Origin of the sequence: Halobacillus rhizosphaerae, assembly GCF_046719735.1 — a bacterium.
GTDB lineage: Bacteria > Bacillota > Bacilli > Bacillales > Halobacillaceae > Halobacillus_B > Halobacillus_B rhizosphaerae.
This window is the reverse complement of record NZ_JAUTWQ010000001.1, coordinates 141,121-157,003: the sequence shown is the minus strand read 5'-3', so window position 1 is coordinate 157,003 and position 15,883 is coordinate 141,121. Positions and strand designations below refer to the sequence as shown.

Here is a 15,883-nt window from a genome sequence, read left to right as displayed (position 1 = left end):
TATTGACTTCTATTTAAACCTCCCATTAAACCCTCTATTTTTTAAAAATCATCAGGATTTTCGCACATTTCAACAATTATTTTTAATTTTTTCGAATTTTTTCCCTATTCTTGTTATTTATTGTATATAATTACAATTGAAATAACTTTTCTAATTTATTTGTGGTTGAGATCAAAGTTTAATAGAATTTATTACTAATTATAGGAGGGTATTCATGAAAAGAATCTTGTGCGGCCTGTTCTTAGTTCTATTATTTGTTGCTGGTAACTCCCATTCATCTCCACTCTCTACAGACCATATCGATTTCGCAGGTGGAACTGTTCAGCATAGTTATGATCCTGGCGACCCCGGAATGGGATAAACCCCAGGGATTAGTGAGAGCTGGTCTTCTGAATAAAGCAGGCCGCTCTTTACCCTATCTTTTTTCATAGAGTATCAAAGAGACAAAATTTTATTCTTTCCAGAAAACAAAAAAGATGATGGTAAGCATACCAATGATACTGATTGAAAATAAACTGATTATGAGAAGTGTCTCCCAATGAAACATTGGTATGTCACATCCTTTTTATAATTCAGCATGAACAGATATGCATTAATCTATTCAACACCTACAAAAAATTCTCTTCAATCCAACATGGGACAGGATCAGCCGCTGCCTGATAAAATTTCCAAGAAAATCTCCCTCATGTAGATATAGCATCTTCTTTCCTCCATTAATAATAAAAAAACCTCTAATAAAAAGAGCGGTTGCGAATCAAAAACATATTCGCTACCACTCTATATCCTTCAAACCTATAAACGGCTCGTGACTTTATTCATTTATCAAAAAGTTGATTATGATGAAACAGATGTAACTTTTCTCCTTTGCTGAGCTTCAAGCTTACGAAGTTCTATGATTAAATTTTCTTGTTCCTTAGAAGTTATTTCTATGAATTTAATACCATAATTTTTTGATTTTCTGCTAAGGTGCTCATCTTTCCTTACAATGTAGGCATTGAATCTGAACTCTTTACTTGCTATTTTAAAGCAGATCTCCACTTTAATTTTAAGATGGACGGGAAGGTTGTAGGGACAAATAAATTTCACTCCGGTGGTGCTAATGTCTTTAATGTTACCTTTTACAATCTTACCTATTAATTTAGTAAAATCTTCATTTTCAATAACTTTTAATATGAGAAAAGATTCCTTAGATGGGATTTCTAACCGAAAATTTCCCTTCTGCTTGGTTTTATGCTTTTTCAATAAAGAGTCTCTATCTTTTTGACTGGTTAAAGTGTTAACTTTTCTCTTTTCTTTATTAAATGATTTTTGTCCATAGACGGGGAGAACAATTAATACCATATTTAGGAATATTTCGTATATCAATATATACAGCATCATCCTCACCTCAATAATGTTTTCAATCTCTCAGGAGTTCCCAAAGCAAACCCCTGAGCAATATAAACGCCTAAATCTTTGGCGGTTTTCAACTCTTCAACTGTTTCAATTCCTTCCATTATCACTTTTATACCAAATTCCTGAGAGTAACCTAAGAGCAGTTTAACGATACTTTGCTTTCTCTTAGATTCGTTAAGACCCTTAGTTAAATATCTGTCTAGTTTCACATAATCCGGCTTCCATTCAATGATGGATTGAAGCTGGGAGTTACCTTTTCCCATATCATCAATTGCAATACCTATGCCCAGTTCTCTAACAAAGTTTAATGCTTGCATAAATACCTTTGTATCCCCATAGTCTTCCATTTCATTAATTTCGAAGATGATATTTTGACTTATTGGATAAGTTGTGACAATCTTATTTATGAATGATCGGAAATTTGGATTTAATATGGTGGAAAAAAACACATTTAAAAAACAAAAGCCCGTCATTTTCTTTTAATCCTGCCGCCCAGTAGGATTCAAGAGCTTTATGTATAGATAAGGTATCTAATTCTCCTTTCTATTTTTTTATATAAAAAAAGTGAACTCAAGTAAAATGAGATCACTTTAATTCTCATTCCTTAGGTAACCCGGCTGTCTTAACAATTATTTGCTTTAGACCCGTGGCTTTGCGTCCCTGCTTTTCAGTAGGTTTGCCATTTCTGAAATTTAAAGTATGTATTTTAGTCTTTGTAACGAAGGATCAACTCTACTTTGTTATTAACATCCAATTTACGATAGATGTTTCTTAAATGTACTTTTACTGTATGATCTGATATATGTAAAGCATGTGCAATTTCCTTATTTAAGGAGCCATTAACCAAAAGCGAAAAAATTTGTTTTTCCCTGTGAGAGAGCATTTTTTTAAAAATCTTTTTCATCTTCATGCTCTTTGGAATTGGCTAGGAAATCTTTAAGCATTCCTTGTAATCTTTGGATCCTATCAGATTCTTTGTTTTTCGAATGATAGATCATAAAATTTACGGCAGCAATTAAGTCCTTGATTTCTTGTTCATTTAATTTGAAAGATTTTATAACATCCATACTCTATCACCCAATTTCTTCTTATTTCATAATTTATATTACAACAGCTAGTAAAATATTCCTATAACCTATAGGGATTATTTTTTAACCATTTTGTGCTATATTACACTTATAATTAGCTATTTTTTTCCTTTTTCCTCTAAATTATACTTACTCTTCATATAGTTCCATACAGCAAGATAGAACTATATGCTTACGCTTAATTAAATCAATTTAGTAACGTTTTTCTCACAAGATTAGACGAGGAATTCGATAAATTTTTACAGCAAAGATAAGGCTAAGTAAATTCCTAGAACGCTAAGCTATAATAAGAACAGGCATTCTTTAACATCCTTTTTACTCCGTCCTGGAATCTCTGAAGATTATTTCTAAAGTAATTTCTCAACTATAACTCAAGATATGCAATCAAATAGAAATCAAAAAAACACTGACTCTATCAAAACAAAAGAGAGTCAGTGTTTTTAAAGTTAGCGTCCTAAAATGGATTCGCCACCTGCCCCACAGCTTAAAAGGCTGTTGGATGCCTTATAATTGCAATAGTTTTTAGTGGTGTAAAACCATATTAAATCAATATTCTTTGAGTTTATCTCAAATGGTCTACGAAACAAGGATACTCCTAATGATAAAATTCTGCCAACTGCCTAAGCTTCTTTCCAAGAGAATTTAGAGAGAGTTAATATACATCTCTACTTTTCTAGCTGTGGCAAAACGATCGTCTCCAGCAAGTACCGTATATTTGTCTGCTTTTAAACCATCTGAGTTTCCTCCGACTACAACTAACTCTTTAGCTACTTTGCTTTTGGAAGCTACAGTAGTTGTATAGATGGGTGCCCCAATCTTGTTAGCTAAGACCTCTGCTACTGGAAAATCTACAAATGAATTAATAACAATTGCTTTATCCAACATTTCCTCTACCTCTTTCTCCGCTTTGTAAGTTACTCCAAAGTATTCACAAATTCCTTTGGCATGCTCCACAGCTACCTCTTTTTGAAACTTTTGATCAATCATTAATAAAGCTTCGAGTTTATTATCCATAAAACCGTTCTCTGATAGAATGGCAACCATATTCGATTCACGCAGAACGTGAAAATCGGCTTCGTAAACTCCCCTAAAATTTTGGGGAGTCCCTTGACGAAGGTATTTTGCAACAGAACTGGCAAGTCTACCTGCCTCTTTATTTTTGTGACCTAAATAAACGTATACTTCTATTCCACTTGGATTTGCACCGCTAAATGAACCATCTGAAGCGTTATAATGAATGGCAATATAGGCATCTGCCTTCTTGCTATTCGCTAAATCAGTTCGGTCTTTAAGTGGTGTATCTGCATCTGTAGGTGCAACTAATAAAGTGTTAAAACCACATCTCTCTAACTCAACCTTTAGAAACTTAACAACTGCTTTGTTAAACTCATTTTCTTGTATGGAACGTCCAATCTCTGGAATATAAGGAGTTCTCTTTCCTGGTGTATCTTTACCATGTCCATCGTCCAGAGCAATTAGCTTAGCCATAAATCATGATCCCTTCTGTTTCTACAGAACATTATTTGCTTACATTCTAGTAGATGCCTGTATACATTTTTTGTACGGGCTAATTGGCAAATTACACTAAATTCGAGACAAAATAGGGTAACGCCCTGGGTAAAGACACTGTTTTAGTTCAGGTGAAAGGGAAATTTTTACTTGGTTTGTTCTTTTCTTGGGTATTCGTCTACACTTTATGTTTTTTTCCTAATAGTATGAAACTGAGGTATTTTGAAGGAGGAAAAAAATGAATAAACGAATCCGAGTTAACCAGGCGCAAAGTATACAAGCCATTGGTGGAAGATCTAATTTCCGACCAGATAATTGCTGTGGTCCTGGAAGCACAAATACCAATGGGGATACAACCCTCACTGATACAGGGTCCATCATACCTTATGCTTCAGGTTTGCCTGTAGTTTTAACCACAGTTGCAGAAGGATTAGTGGGAACAACAAGCCTTGTGGGTTTTGGAAGTAGCGTTACTGGAGTAACTTTACTGGGGAGTAATCAAATTGATTTAACCGGGGCCGGCGGAACACTTTTAAATTTCGCTTTTTCTGTTCCTCGTGACGGCACTATCACATCTATTGCTGCTTACTTTAGTGCTACGGCATCTGTCACTCTTTTAGGTGATACCACCATCCAAGCACAACTGTATAGATCTGCTGATCCATCAACGAATATTTTCACTGCCATTCCAGAGACTTTAGTCACGTTAACCCCTACTATTGACGCACCAATAACTTTAGGGGACATTGCAAGAGGTACTTTGTCAGATTTATCTGTAGCTGTAAGTCAAGGAGACAGACTTTTGATGGTATTTTCCGCAACAGTAGAAGGAGTTACTCTTGTGGGTACAGTTGCCGGATACGCTAGTGCAGGAGTTAATATTAAATAACTATTTTCAAGAAATTCATTAGGAACTTCAATAATCATGAAGTTCCTTTATACTTTATCTAGCTACTCGAGGCAATCTGTTATTATACTTTTATATTCACAATTCTCTAATATACTCCTCCCTTAGTAGTAACCTTCTATTTGCCCATTCCAAAAGTATTAAAATAAACAAATTCTAAGATAATATACATAAACCGATTTATTCCATTTGATTAGGGTAACATGGTCATAAGATAACTTAAGAACATGGAGTGGGTTTATTGGTTAACAAACGAAACCTAGAAATTGAAATCGAAGAGTTAAGGAAGACAATGTATGAAGCATACAAGAATTCACATTCATACGAAGAAATTCTGGAAATTTCTCAGAGATTAGATGTTTTGCTTAATCTACTGCAAAGAAACAAACAATAAAAGCACCACAGAATGATGAGGCTTTTATTGTTTGTTTCTTGTTTTACCATTGCATCTTCTCATACAGGTTTTATCTTAAAAGATCAGTAACACCCTTTGATTTAATCCCTTCAGTTTTTCGTTAATTTTGAGCTAGACTTAAATAAGACAACGTCCATTTTTTAATCCTACAGATCGTTGGAATCATTTTTCATACGAGAAGCTTTCATATTATAATCGAATTGCCACATTCGAGTCATAAGCCTAGATCTTTGGATTTATGTAGTAAAATTTCCTTTTCCCCTGGGCACTTATCTTTCCAAAATTATTCTACATGAATATCATGTGGTATGAATATAAAGGTGGGTGAGAATATGGGCTATGGTTACGGTTGCGGATCCGGTTGTGGATATGGTTACGGATATGGCAGTACATTTGTATTAGTCGTTGTTTTGTTTATTTTGCTAATCATCGTTGGTGCTAGTTTTTATTGATAGTAAAGTCTTAAACTGCAGCCAGGGTCCCTAACCTTGGCTCTTGCTATATATAAATTTTTTTCTTATCTTAATCAAATTCATAAGTCATGCATATTATAAAAAGGGCTAGCCCAACCCCCGCCTTTGGGATAAGCAACCATGAGCAGGCTTAGCCCCTAAAAGTGACTTCCGTACTTACTTCTTTACTAATGATTTGCTCTTACTAAAATGATGTTCACTAAAGAAGAATATAATGTGTGACTATGTTTCCAATGACATACCTGAGTTCTTCCGGCTTTTTTTCAATCATATAATGCTCAAAAACCCGTATACTTACTTTATAAGGTGATTGGATTTTTCAGAACCTCCTACAGTTCCTAATCTCTCCCTTCACCTGAGTAAATAGCAATTCAGTTGTAAAGCTGGATTGCTATTTATCTGTTCTTACTCCTTTTCTCTAAAGAACAACTTCCTTGCTTTAGAACATGATACCTTTGTATCCTTTTGGCGTACTCCTCCAAGTAATTTGGTACAAACTATTTCGTATGGAGTCCTTTCGTGCACTCAAGAAGGGATATGATCGACTAAGAGCTTTCTATATCTTGATGATCAAACAATCCTATTTTCTCTATAATGACTATTCCTGACACTTGAGTAACATCTTTTCCAAATCACATTCTTCAAAGCATCCTTAATTGCTTTCACATAGTTAGCGACTTACAGCTATGTTATCGGTCTCAGCGTTCCTGTTTCCGAAGCTGCATGTTTCTTCTTAGGGTTCCCTTTAGAGATCTTATACCCTACCACTTTCATCGTGAGGGGGCCCTGAAGCCATTTATTAGGAACATAGTAAGTTGCTGCTAATCGGACATAGTTCGTAAAATTCTTGGACTTCTTCTAGTCATTCATAAAAAATCACAATAAAATAGTAATAAATAAAGGAACTTCAGATTTTGAAGTTCCTTTATTTATCATTGAGCCTTTTCTCCAGATTATTCTAGGATCCCATACTTTTTCAATGCATTTATATAGCAGGTTGTACCAATGAAACCTGCTATATAAATCCCAAAAGTGAAGTATATATTCCATCCATGAGCATAAACAACTTTACCTGATAAAACTGCTGATAATTCCAAGAGCGTGGTAATGATTGTGAAGATAAAAATAAGGAGAGGAGTTTTTGTTATCTTTTTTTCTTTTGTATAGCCAAATGATGTAGCCAATAAGGGAAAATACCCTATATTAAACGGAAAAGAAGATAATGATGGGTTTTGCGTATTCAAGGGCGAAACATCCCAAAAATAACCATCCCCCCAATCACACCCTCCAACGGCAATAGTTACTCCCAACGGATATAGGAGCAAAGTTAGTTTCTGACTTTTTTTGAATAAGTATATAATTATTCCGGTCGGTATAAGTAAACCAATGATTACATTACTCCACAAGCTTCATTCCCCCTTTATTAATTTTTATTATTTTAGCCCATTAAAAATTATTTATTCAAAATTATTATTCTCGAATTCAAAATAAATGGGAACTCTGAATCCCAATTAGTACAAGTTGATTTACAAAATACCTTTATTATGATGAATAAATCCAGCGCCAATCCCGCCCCAAAGAACGAAATGGGAGATTAGAATGTATAGTTCACAATACAAGAAAAACGCTGAACCTCTTGATATACAAGAGATTCAGCGTTTTTTAAGTTAGCGTCCCAAGAGGGATTCGAACCCCCGACCCACAGCTTAGAAGGCTGTTGCTCTATCCTGCTGAGCTATTGGGACAAAATATAATCTTACGTAAATATGTATTGGAGCGGGTGAAGGGAATCGAACCCTCATCATCAGCTTGGAAGGCTGAGGTTTTACCACTAAACTACACCCGCACTATTAATAGCTTTTTTTCCACGTTCTCAATTTTAGTAGTATGTATAGCAGCAACATCACTAAAAGAAACTTAAATGTTTAAAGTCTCGCTCAATGCGATAATCTTTCCTTTAGGAAATAGTTATTTTAATAGCTTCTTCTTTTTTGAGGACAAGGATTATTATAGTAAGAACTCAATGATTTGTCAATAGAACTTGCAGCAAAGTTTTAATTCTTCGCTGCAAGTGATGTTTCCATTGATAATTCTTTAATTGGTTCTCCGTTGACATGATAATATTGCAGCTTTACTAGCTCAAGGTTTTCCCATTCTAATATAGCATAAGTCGGTTCCTCACGATCTCTTGGCAACCTGCAGCTTCCGGGATTAATAAATAATTTACTATTTACTTTTTCGGCACCTGCCATATGAGAATGTCCAAAGCAAGCCACTTGTGCCCCGACTTCCTCAGCACGGTAAGAGAGCGGCATTAAAGTGGTTTTCACTTGAAATAAATGTCCGTGGGTCACAAGGAAGGTCAAGTCCTTAACAGTGACTACTTGTTCATTATTCATGTCTGCTTCAAAATCACAATTACCTTTAGCATAGTAAAAGCCTTGAAGTTCCTCAGAATCCGTTGCTAATTCAGAATCGCCGCAATGCAGCATGGCATCCACTTGGTCCTCGTGGCGCTGCTTAATTTCCATCAATTCTTCTGTTAATCCATGACTATCACTGATAATCAGTACCTTAGGCATGATGGATCACTCCATTTCTGCTTGTTCTTTTATCCATTCTTCTAATTGAAGGATAGCATGTTTTCGGTGACTGATCGAATTTTTTTCCTCAGGAGTATGCTCTGCTAAAGTCCGGTTTGAACCCTCGGGTACAAAGATAGGGTCATAGCCAAATCCATTTTCCCCTCTTTGGTCGAGCGTTATTCGCCCCTCACAGAAACCTTTTTTGATAAACGTATCATTCCCGGGGCGTGCTACAGCTGCTGCGCAGACAAACCTGGCAGCACGAGCTTCTTCCGTTGAGTCCTTTAATTCGCTTAGTACTTTTTCTATATTCTTTTGGTCATCCTTCTCTTCCCCCGCATAGCGGGCTGAGTAGACACCAGGCGCTCCATTAAGTCCATCAATTTCAAGACCAGAATCATCGGCAAGAACGGGGACGTTATACTCCGTAGAGATGGCTTCTGCCTTAATAGCAGCGTTTTGTTCAAAAGTGGTCCCATACTCCTCTATATCTTCAATTTCCTCATCAAAGTCTAATAATGACTTAATTTGAACTCCATATTTAGAAAACATATCGCGAAATTCTTTGACTTTACCTTCATTTTTTGTAGCAATGATAAGTTCTTTCATTATTTCCCTGCGACTCCTGCAGACTTTTTCTTTTCGATCACTTCTGCCCATTCTCCAATGGCATCTTTTTGGAGACGGACTAGGTTTTCTACGCCCTCTTGAGCAAGGGAGAGCATGGTTTGAAGCTGAGTCATAGTAAAAGTTGACTCTTCTCCCGTACCCTGCAATTCCACGAATTCACCTTCGCCTGTCATCACAATGTTCATATCTACAGCAGCCTTGCTGTCTTCTTCATAACAAAGATCGAGAATTTCTTTTCCATCTGCAAGAACTCCAACAGAAATTGCCGTTAGGAAGTCATTAACCGGGAGAGATTTCAGATTCCCTTTTTCTACCATTTTCCCAAAGGCAAGCACCACAGCAACAAATGCCCCTGTAATGGAGGCAGTGCGGGTACCTCCATCTGCTTGAATAACGTCGCAATCAACCCAGAGAGTTCGCTCGCCAATTTTATCTAAGTCTACAACAGCACGAAGCGCCCGGCCAATCAGCCGTTGAATTTCCATCGTTCTGCCAGAAACTTTTCCTTTAGATGATTCTCTAATGTTTCTTTGCTCAGTAGCCCTAGGAAGCATCGCATATTCAGCGGTAATCCACCCTTTGCCCTGTCCGCGTAGAAATGGGGGAACCCTGTCTTCCACACTGGCATTACAAATAACTTTTGTATCTCCGAAGCTTATTAGTACGGACCCCTCAGGGTGCTTAACGTAGTCTGTTTCTATTGTAATAGAACGTAATTCATTGACTTTTCGCTGATCGTTTCTCATGAAAAAGTCCTCCTTTTTCTTCACCTTTATCCTAGCCCATCTTAACATAGATTATTTATCCGTAGTAGTCGCTTCGTGTTGTAAAAGTACTGAGAATAAAAAAAGCCACTATGATCTCATAGTGACTCTGCCTTTATGTTTAATTTCTATAGGCTTTTTGCTGCTGTAATATCTGCACGAGTTACCGGTTCTGTTAAAGGCTGGCCGGATTCATTGAAAACTTCATCCGCACCTTCCACTTTTATTTGTACAGCTTCTACTTCTTTCATTTCCGTTAAGCTCAATACTAAACTGGACAATGCTTCATCTGCTATGGCTTTTGGCTTTTCGCCGCTTAATATACCTTCATTAAAAGTTAAAGTTAGAACTCCATCTTTTAAGTCTGTGCTAAGCAGTTCAGCTTCTTCATTAAAAGGCTGCTGTAAAGCAGTTCCGAGTTCTGGTCCGTCTAGTAATGCTTGCACGACAGTTTCATAAGTATCATCTGCCTTCTTTACCCGGGTGGTAACAGGAACATCATAAATTTGCTGGTCGTTCTGAGAGGGAAAATACACCGTCACGGCCTCACTATTCACTAAATCCGTCTGGTCGCCGACTTGAATGTTGATTCCATCTGAACGAGAAACCCCTTCAGTGATTGGTGAACCATTCACCGGCATGGTATTTTGTTCTTTTCCATCTATCCAAAGCTTTAAGCGCTCTACATTGTCAAATTGAGTCAGGGTATAAGTAAGAGCCTGGAGAATTTTCTTTTCATCTTTAGGCGCATACTCTCCAAATTCTTTTGAAACATCGACCGTTAATGTACCGTCCTTCAAATTAATTCCTTTAATTTCGGTTCCCGCTGGCAGAACTGCCTGAAAACCTTCAGGGAGAAGTTCCGTTACAGGACCATCCTTAACCATATATTGCAGGGATTGCAAAGCCACTTCCTTTGAGGCAGGTAATTCCAATGTCTGAGGTACCACCAGTCCATTTGAATCAAGCAAATATATGTCACGGGATACTGTGCCTTTGCTTGTTTCTTCTCCATCCGTCTTTTCTTTGTCAGTTTGTACTGTCGTACTATCCATATCAGAGTTACTAACTGCTGCTTTATCCGGTGGAGTATCCATTTTCTCTAAACTCTGCTCTCCTTCAAAAAAACAGCCAGATAGTAAGCCTGTGCTTAATAAGACCGCAATCGATAAAGGCTTGATCCCGAGCGATTTCATACGATTCCCTCCTGTGATAGTTTGTACTACCATATATACGAGCCTTCGAAAGGAATAGACCAGAGAATTCATGAAAAATATTAAAAGCTCTGCTTATTAATAATAAGCAGAGCTCTTCACGTGTTCTAATTCAACTAATTCTAAGAACTGAATAGGATCATCAAACCAACGATCCGCAACCAGACGAAATTTCTCCATATCTCCGGTCGTATAAAATTCATGGACAGGAATGTCATTTCCCGCTTCTAAATCTCTATGATAGGCAAGAATAAGACTAGCTTCCCGTGCAGTTTCTTCTCCTGAACTAATAACCTGGATATGACCGCCCATTTCACGTTGAACTAAATGTTTAATCAATGGATAATGAGTACAGCCGAGAATTAAAGTATCAATGTGATTCATTGCCTTTAAAGGACTCAAGGTACGAGCAACGATGTCCTCTGCTTCCGGACCTTCCAGAATCCCGTTCTCTACCATTGGAACAAAAGGCGGACAGGCAAGCCCGTTCACACGAATCGTCTGGTCAATAGTTTTAAGGGCAGATGGGTAAGCCCCACTTTGGATCGTTCCCTCCGTACCTATAACACCTATCCGTTTATTTTGACTCACTTTGATTGCAGCTCGAGCCCCAGGTTCAATAACACCGATTACCGGGATAGATAATTGCTCCTGAAGTTCAGTAAGAGTGTAAGCTGTTGCTGTATTGCAAGCTATAACTAACATCTTTATATTTCTTTCCAGTAAATGATTCACCATCTGCCATGTGAACTTTCTTACTTCCTTTTCCGACCGCGGGCCATAAGGACAGCGTTTCGTGTCTCCCAAATAAATAAACTTCTCCTTAGGCAGCTGCCTTATTAATTCTCCCGCTACAGTTAAACCGCCGACTCCAGAATCGATCACACCAATTGGCTTTCGCACAACTATCCCTCTTTCCCTAATCATCCGTTCCTAGCATATTTTTGTGAAGGACTTGTAATAACCGGTTCAAAGTTTCTACATCTTCTTCCGGCACTGTTTTCAGCACGCCTTCTAAATAATGCTGACGTTTTTCAATGACTTCATGTATAATCTGCTTTCCTTTATCAAGTACATCAATTCTTACGATCCGTCGATCTTTAGGATCACGAATTCGTTCGACTAATTCATTCTTTTCCATTCGATCAACAAGGTCTGTAGTTGTGCTGCAAGCTAAATGAATGTGGCTGGAAAGTTCACCTATGGTCATATCCCCTTTTTCCAACAGCCATTGTAAAGCAACAAACTGAGGAGCCGTTATGGGGTAATGATTTAATATCTCCCGGCCGCTTTGCTTAATGATCCCTGCTATGTATCTTAATTCTTTTTCGACTTCAGCAATCTGGGATGTCGAATTGATCATTTTCAGCACTCCTATCGCATTTAATCTGTAATTTTCATTCTCACGTTAATTGAGAAAAATATCAAGGATAATTTGTAATTTATACTCTGACAAAAACCCTTTCAGGTAGCGAATTTTCACTACCTGAAAGGCATGCCTCTACCCTTTAATCAAATTTCCTGCTGACTGATGTATTATTTCTAAAGTTCGAGTTCACCCATACGAAGCAGTTCTACAACTGCTTGTGAGCGTCCCTTTACCCCCAGTTTCTGCATGGCATTTGAAATGTGGTTACGAACTGTTTTTTCCGAGATAAACAGTTCATTGGCAATGTCTCTTGTCGTTTTGTCCTGTACCAGAAGCTCAAATACTTCTCGCTCCCGCTTGGTAAGAATTTGCGTTGGCCGATAGCCGTCCTCCTTCACAAGCGTACCCCTCCTTGTTGTCCTGAGCCTTATAGAGGGGAATTATTTAGTCAAAATATCGTATGACTTCAGCATCCGCCTTGTGCCGGCAAATCAAGATTTTGACACAAGCCCCAGTTCCTGAGCTTTAAACAATGCTTCCGTTCTTGATCGTACGTTTAGTTTATTAAATATTCCTGTCAGTGTATACTCTACACTGCGCTGTGACATATGCAGTGCCTGAGCGATCTCTCGGTTGGTATATCCAGAGGCAACTTCTTTCAAAATGGATTGTTCTTTTTCATTGAGGGAAAGACTTGGCCCATCAGGAGATTCTTTTAGATCACTTATACTCGCTTCCGAGCGCCTTAGCTGTTTGAACAAATGTAAAGGAATGACTACTTCATCTCGCAAAGCACATCGAATTGCTGTAACTAACTGTTCACGGGTCGCTGTTTTACTGACAAACCCATTAATATCTTCTTCCACTAGCATATTGAAGTGTGTACTCAAATCAAAGCCTGTATAAATTAGAATGGTAAGGTCAGGATAGGTGCTGCGAATGCTTTTCGCTAATTCTACCCCATTCATACCTGGCATATATAAATCCAGGAGTAATATATCGTAACTCACTTTATCTAAAAGCTCTTTCGTTTCTTCACTTTCTGAGATGACATCAACTTTCATATCTTCCTCTTGTTCTAACATAGTTTTCGTACCTGCACCAACAGCTGGATGATCATCAACAATTAATACTCGATTCATACTTGAACCTCCTTATTCACCGTGAACGGAAAAGTTATCGTCATTTTAAAGCCGTCACCCAAAGCTGTATTGACCGTTAACTGACCATTAAGTCCGTTCACTCGCTGTTCAATCCCTGATAAACCTATATGGGAAAACAAGTCTCGCCGAAAAGAAAAATCCATTCCTTTACCGTTATCGGAATATAATAACTTCACCTGTTCTTGGTCGTTGGATAAACTTAACTTTACAATTTTAGCATCAGAGTGCTTAACAGCATTAGTAAGAAGCTCCTGCACGATTCGATAGACCGCTAATATTCTTTCCTGATCAAGTTCAGCATCAAAACCAATGTTTGTAAAGTAGACTGTAAAATTTGACCGTAATTGATACTGGTTAATTAGATTCTTAAGAGATTGCACCAAACCTAATTCCTCTATAAAAGCGGGTCGAAGCTCATTACAAGTTTCGCGAATTAAGTGAATGCTATCCAGTAAGGACTCCTTATACATCGTTAATTCAGCTTGCAAGGTAGCAGAAGCAGACCTATGGCTGCTTATTAAATCATCCATCTTTCGGTATAAATACAATTGTTCCTGCAGAACAGTATCGTGTAAATCAACGGAAAGTTGCTTTCTTTGATTTTCTGCAATGGTGAACAGTAATCTCGAGAGCCAAGCAGGGTATTGCTGTGTCTGATCATTTCTAAGTCTTCGCAATTCCTTGACAAGATCCTCAATTAAGCTCATATTTTCAATCGCAATATTCGCATTGTGAGAAATGGTCTGAAGATAAGTTTTCTCATCACGGTTTAAAGTTGTAAAATCCTTTTTCCCTCGGCACCAAAGCATGGTTAGCTTTTCTAATGAATAGCCTACTATGACTCCAAAACCTCTATTCGTCTCTATGATCGTGCCAATGTCATAAGTTTGTTTATCCAGCTGCCCATCAAGATCTTGTAATATATCCGCTGGCATTTGCTCGTAAACACAATAAACATTTTTGTTATTATGCTTAGAATATATATAGATTTCTTTTACATGTAACACATTTCTTATTTCATCACTTAAAACTTTCATAAGATCCACTGCATTCGACTGGTTCTTCATATCCCTGGAAATTCGGTGCATACTTTCATGATAACTATAGCGGGCAGCAAACAAGAAGCGCTGCAGCTTAAAGTCTAAGACTTCTTTTAAAGACAAGAAGCTAATTAATAACAGATGAATAACTAGATAAATTTGGAAATAAGTAATCATGTTTAATGGAATCCTTGCTATAAATCCACAGAATAGAGCTATTATAATACTTGGAATGATAGATAATAAAAAATAGTATCTAAACCGGCTCATTACAAAACTTATATCGATCAGCCGTTCACGTGTAATTAAATACATAAATGTGACCGGTAATGCGATTAGAAAAATTGCTGCTATCTCCAGCGGGATAATTGCCTCCTTAAACACTAGCGTCGGCAGCAAATATAGCCAAATATAAGGAAAGAAAGCTATTGTCATCCCTACACTCATATATTTAAAAATTGTGCCATATTCAGTAGCCCTGTGTAAATAAAGCCCTCTGTAGATGACAAAAAATAAGCTCAAGTAAAGAACAGACAAAATGTATGCTGGAACAGGATTAAAGCTGTCTGGATAGTCATGAGAAAAGAGAAAGAAGCTTTCAAAACCTGAGACAATCAGTATCACCGCATATAAAAAGTAAACGAGTTTCTTTGAGAACCAAGAAACGCCCAATTCATTAAAGTAGTTATATAGAAAGTGAATGAGTATGACCGGGGAAATTAAGAAAAGTCCCGTATTTAGAAAAGTACTATATAAATCATCTCTTACTGCCCCGCTGTTGCTTAAATACCCTGTAGCTATCGCTAGAAAGAATAAAGTAAGCTGGTGAGCAGAGAATCTCCTGGGAACACGCTGGTGAACTAAATAAGAAATCGCTAAAACGGCAAGAAAAAACAACCCAGGGAGAATAATATATAGTGCCCAGTGGACTGGACTGGCTTCCTCAATGTTTGGAAAAGATAAAATCTGTCCATCTTTCTCTAAAGTAAAGGATTTCGCCATTTCTAATTCGTTAAACATATTTACTGTTAAATGGTCATTCGGATCCTTACCATTTACAGAAATTAGCGACGCGTCTAATGGCAGATTATGCTGGGCTGCCCAGCCTTCTCGGTCTATGGATACTATCGACCATCCTCCATTTCTTTCTTCCAGGTTTATCCCCAGGAAAGGGTGAGTGACCGCAATCATAATAAGATAACCGGACGAAAGAATAAAGAACAATAAGACAGCAACCTGTTGCCATTTAATACTTTTCATACCTAAACATCCACCTTTATTCTAATCAGTCATGTCTATTATACTATGTATGGCCACTCATGCAATTTTAC

General features: G+C 37.4%; 19 protein-coding genes, 2 tRNA genes and 1 riboswitch. Of the genes, 4 read left to right on the top strand and 17 right to left on the bottom strand.

The window, feature by feature from the left end:
- The first annotated feature begins 214 nt into the window (after positions 1-214).
- Positions 215-361 carry a hypothetical protein gene (locus Q7A53_RS00765; RefSeq protein WP_411787201.1) on the top strand — a complete coding sequence of 49 codons (147 nt, stop codon included), beginning with the start codon at positions 215-217 and terminating at the stop codon, positions 359-361.
- A 473-nt stretch (positions 362-834) separates the two neighbouring features.
- Here the strand turns inward: Q7A53_RS00765 and Q7A53_RS00760 are convergent, their stop codons facing one another.
- The 5 genes from Q7A53_RS00760 to Q7A53_RS00740 form a co-directional block, all read right to left on the bottom strand.
- A complete protein-coding gene (locus tag Q7A53_RS00760) occupies positions 835-1,341 on the bottom strand; it encodes a PilZ domain-containing protein (protein WP_411787200.1) in 507 nt (168 codons plus the stop codon).
- A 41-nt stretch (positions 1,342-1,382) separates the two neighbouring features.
- On the bottom strand, positions 1,383-1,868 hold the full coding sequence (locus Q7A53_RS00755; protein WP_411787199.1) for an EAL domain-containing protein: 486 nt from the start codon (positions 1,866-1,868) through the stop codon (positions 1,383-1,385).
- A 131-nt stretch (positions 1,869-1,999) separates the two neighbouring features.
- A riboswitch (cyclic di-GMP riboswitch) is annotated at positions 2,000-2,086 on the bottom strand.
- 15 nt (positions 2,087-2,101) lie between these two features.
- Positions 2,102-2,278, bottom strand: a complete 177-nt coding sequence (locus Q7A53_RS00750) for a response regulator transcription factor (protein WP_411787838.1) — start codon at positions 2,276-2,278, stop codon at positions 2,102-2,104.
- Positions 2,279-2,282: 4 nt separating this feature from the next.
- Positions 2,283-2,462, bottom strand: a complete 180-nt coding sequence (locus Q7A53_RS00745; RefSeq protein WP_411787198.1) for a hypothetical protein — start codon at positions 2,460-2,462, stop codon at positions 2,283-2,285.
- Between the two features lie 663 nt (positions 2,463-3,125).
- Positions 3,126-3,971 (bottom strand): N-acetylmuramoyl-L-alanine amidase family protein, encoded by an 846-nt coding sequence (locus Q7A53_RS00740; RefSeq protein ID WP_411787197.1) that lies wholly within the window; start codon positions 3,969-3,971, stop codon positions 3,126-3,128.
- Between the two features lie 259 nt (positions 3,972-4,230).
- Between Q7A53_RS00740 and Q7A53_RS00735 the strand changes: the two genes are divergently transcribed.
- The 3 genes from Q7A53_RS00735 to Q7A53_RS00725 all read left to right on the top strand — a co-directional run bounded on the left by Q7A53_RS00735 (position 4,231) and on the right by Q7A53_RS00725 (position 5,766).
- The gene (locus Q7A53_RS00735) at positions 4,231-4,881 is read left to right on the top strand and encodes an exosporium glycoprotein BclB-related protein (protein WP_411787196.1); all 651 of its coding nucleotides are present in this window, start codon (positions 4,231-4,233) and stop codon (positions 4,879-4,881) included.
- Positions 4,882-5,131: 250 nt separating this feature from the next.
- Positions 5,132-5,293 carry a Spo0E family sporulation regulatory protein-aspartic acid phosphatase gene (locus Q7A53_RS00730; RefSeq protein ID WP_411787195.1) on the top strand — a complete coding sequence of 54 codons (162 nt, stop codon included), beginning with the start codon at positions 5,132-5,134 and terminating at the stop codon, positions 5,291-5,293.
- Positions 5,294-5,646: 353 nt separating this feature from the next.
- Positions 5,647-5,766 (top strand): YjcZ family sporulation protein, encoded by a 120-nt coding sequence (locus tag Q7A53_RS00725; protein ID WP_411787194.1) that lies wholly within the window; start codon positions 5,647-5,649, stop codon positions 5,764-5,766.
- A gap of 974 nt (positions 5,767-6,740) precedes the next feature.
- Here the strand turns inward: Q7A53_RS00725 and Q7A53_RS00720 are convergent.
- The 12 genes from Q7A53_RS00720 to Q7A53_RS00665 all read right to left on the bottom strand — a co-directional run bounded on the left by Q7A53_RS00720 (position 6,741) and on the right by Q7A53_RS00665 (position 15,812).
- Positions 6,741-7,193, bottom strand: coding sequence for a CBO0543 family protein (locus tag Q7A53_RS00720; protein ID WP_411787193.1), 453 nt, complete (start codon positions 7,191-7,193; stop codon positions 6,741-6,743).
- A 265-nt stretch (positions 7,194-7,458) separates the two neighbouring features.
- Positions 7,459-7,532 (bottom strand) — tRNA-Arg (locus Q7A53_RS00715).
- A 27-nt stretch (positions 7,533-7,559) separates the two neighbouring features.
- A tRNA-Gly gene (locus tag Q7A53_RS00710) sits at positions 7,560-7,633 on the bottom strand.
- Between the two features lie 208 nt (positions 7,634-7,841).
- A complete protein-coding gene (locus Q7A53_RS00705) occupies positions 7,842-8,369 on the bottom strand; it encodes a metallophosphoesterase (RefSeq protein ID WP_411787192.1) in 528 nt (175 codons plus the stop codon).
- A gap of 6 nt (positions 8,370-8,375) precedes the next feature.
- Positions 8,376-8,981, bottom strand: a complete 606-nt coding sequence (locus tag Q7A53_RS00700; protein ID WP_411787191.1) for an XTP/dITP diphosphatase — start codon at positions 8,979-8,981, stop codon at positions 8,376-8,378.
- Positions 8,981-9,748: a ribonuclease PH gene (gene rph / locus Q7A53_RS00695; protein ID WP_411787190.1), complete on the bottom strand. Its 768-nt coding sequence runs from the start codon at positions 9,746-9,748 to the stop codon at positions 8,981-8,983. The genes Q7A53_RS00700 and rph overlap by 1 nt, the downstream gene beginning before the upstream one ends.
- 146 nt (positions 9,749-9,894) lie before the next feature.
- Entirely contained in the window at positions 9,895-10,962 is a 1,068-nt protein-coding gene (locus Q7A53_RS00690) for a GerMN domain-containing protein (protein ID WP_411787189.1), read from the bottom strand.
- 96 nt (positions 10,963-11,058) lie between these two features.
- A complete protein-coding gene (racE, locus tag Q7A53_RS00685) occupies positions 11,059-11,883 on the bottom strand; it encodes a glutamate racemase (protein ID WP_411787188.1) in 825 nt (274 codons plus the stop codon).
- Between the two features lie 16 nt (positions 11,884-11,899).
- Positions 11,900-12,343 carry a MarR family winged helix-turn-helix transcriptional regulator gene (locus Q7A53_RS00680; RefSeq protein WP_411787187.1) on the bottom strand — a complete coding sequence of 148 codons (444 nt, stop codon included), beginning with the start codon at positions 12,341-12,343 and terminating at the stop codon, positions 11,900-11,902.
- A 179-nt stretch (positions 12,344-12,522) separates the two neighbouring features.
- A complete protein-coding gene (locus Q7A53_RS00675) occupies positions 12,523-12,747 on the bottom strand; it encodes a helix-turn-helix domain-containing protein (protein ID WP_411787186.1) in 225 nt (74 codons plus the stop codon).
- 93 nt (positions 12,748-12,840) lie between these two features.
- Positions 12,841-13,491, bottom strand: a complete 651-nt coding sequence (locus tag Q7A53_RS00670) for a response regulator transcription factor (RefSeq protein WP_411787185.1) — start codon at positions 13,489-13,491, stop codon at positions 12,841-12,843.
- Entirely contained in the window at positions 13,488-15,812 is a 2,325-nt protein-coding gene (locus Q7A53_RS00665) for a sensor histidine kinase (RefSeq protein ID WP_411787184.1), read from the bottom strand. Before Q7A53_RS00665 ends, Q7A53_RS00670 begins: the two co-directional genes overlap by 4 nt.
- Positions 15,813-15,883: the final 71 nt, after the last annotated feature.